The following is a 1,633-nucleotide window of genomic DNA, read 5'->3' as shown; positions in this document are numbered from 1 at the left end:
TGGCCACGGCGGGCGGGCCACCGGCGGCCGGCCGCTCCGACGAGCCCGCCGGGTCGGACGCCGGGAAGGACGCGGCGGCGCAGCAGCCGGGGCGTCGCGACGCGTTCTTCGACAACGCCAAGTACGTGGCGATCGTGCTGGTGGCGGTCGGGCACGCCTGGGAGCCGCTGCGGTCCGACAGCCGCACCGTCACGGCGCTCTACCAGCTCGTCTACGCCTTCCACATGCCGGCGTTCATCATCATCGCCGGGTACTACTCCCGCAGTTTCGATGGCAGTCCCGGACGCATCAGGCGTCTGGTCACCGGGGTGGCGCTGCCGTACGTGGTGTTCGAGACGGCGTACACCTTCTTCACCCGCTGGACCGACGGAGTGCCCGACCGGCCCATCACCCTCCTGGAGCCGCTGTACCTGACGTGGTTCCTGGCGTCGTTGTTCGTGTGGCGGCTGACCACGCCGGTGTGGAAACTGGTGCGCTGGCCGCTGCCGGTGGCCCTCGTCATCGCCATGCTGGCCACGATGTCCCCGTCGCTGGGCGAGGATCTCGACATCCAGCGCATGCTGCAGTTCCTGCCGTTCTTCGTCCTCGGCCTGTGTCTGCGGCCGGAGCACTTCCGCGTGGTGCGCACCCGCCGGATGCGGATGCTGGCGGTGCCGGTGTTCGCCGGGGCGCTGGCCGCGGCGTACTGGGCGGTCCCGCGGTCGACCACCGCCTGGTTCTACCACCGGGACAGCGCGCAGGAGCTGGGCGCGCCCGTCTGGTACGGGCCGGTGGCGACGCTGGCCGTGTTCGCCTGCTCGCTGCTGCTCGTCGCCTGCTTCCTGTCCTGGGTGCCCGGGCGGCGGACGTGGTTCACCTCGCTGGGCGCGGCCACGCTGTACGGGTATCTGCTGCACGGTTTCGTCGCCCAGGTGAGCAAGTACTGGGGCTGGTACGACCCGGAGTGGCTGTACGAGCCGCTGGGCGCGGTGGTGGTGACCGTGGTGGCCGCGGTGGTGGTGACGGTCCTGTGCTCGGCGCCGGTGCGGCGGGTGTTCCGGTGGGCGGTGGAGCCGCGACCGGACTGGGCGTTCCGGAAGGCGCCGCGCACGGCCGACTGACACGGCGCCCGCGCCGGGCGGGCATTCGCGCCCCGGGGAGCGTCCGGCCCCGGGGCGTCGGCTTCCCTGCCGGACGCGGTCCGGGTCAGTGGCCGCGCACGCCGCGCTCGCGGTAGAGGTCGCGGATCAGGGCGATCTCGGCGCCGTGGTGGAGGACCTCCTGGTTGACCCACCAGACGATGTCGATGAAGGGTTCCTCCGCATCGCTGCCGTGCGGGTACGTGCACAGCCCGACGGTGTCGAGCGCGGTGTCGTCGACGCCCAGCAGCGCTTTCCGCCAGGCCGCGGCGCCCGCTCGGAAGGCGGCCACGGCCGCGTCCCGGTCGCCGGGCACGGGGTGGTCGTCGCGGGTGAGCCGGCGGCTTCCGGCGGTGTGGTCGGCGCGCAGCGCCAGCATCTCGCTCAGGTGGCTCAGCCGCCAGGCGATGGTGGTGAACGGCGGTGGCCAGGGGTGCGGATACGCGGCGGCGTCACGCCCGAAGGCGCCGGCGCCGGCCAGCAGGGTCGCGCGGGGGCCCGGCCCGTCGGCGCGG

2 protein-coding genes are annotated in these 1,633 nt (G+C 73.5%); one reads left to right on the top strand and one right to left on the bottom strand.

Translation table 11 applies throughout. The annotated features are described in order from the left end of the window. Positions 1–1,100, top strand: a 1,100-nt coding sequence (locus G3I53_RS30940; protein ID WP_239064200.1) for an acyltransferase family protein, incomplete at its 5' end; no start/stop codon positions are given. Between the two features lie 85 nt (positions 1,101–1,185). Here the strand turns inward: G3I53_RS30940 and G3I53_RS30935 are convergent. Next, positions 1,186–1,633, bottom strand: a 448-nt coding sequence (locus G3I53_RS30935; protein WP_164438993.1) for a DinB family protein, incomplete at its 5' end; no start/stop codon positions are given.

This window comes from Streptomyces sp. SID14436 (genome assembly GCF_010548465.1).
Taxonomy (GTDB): domain Bacteria; phylum Actinomycetota; class Actinomycetes; order Streptomycetales; family Streptomycetaceae; genus Streptomyces.
Note: the sequence above shows the minus strand (reverse complement) of the source record. Positions and strands in the feature narration are given on the sequence as shown.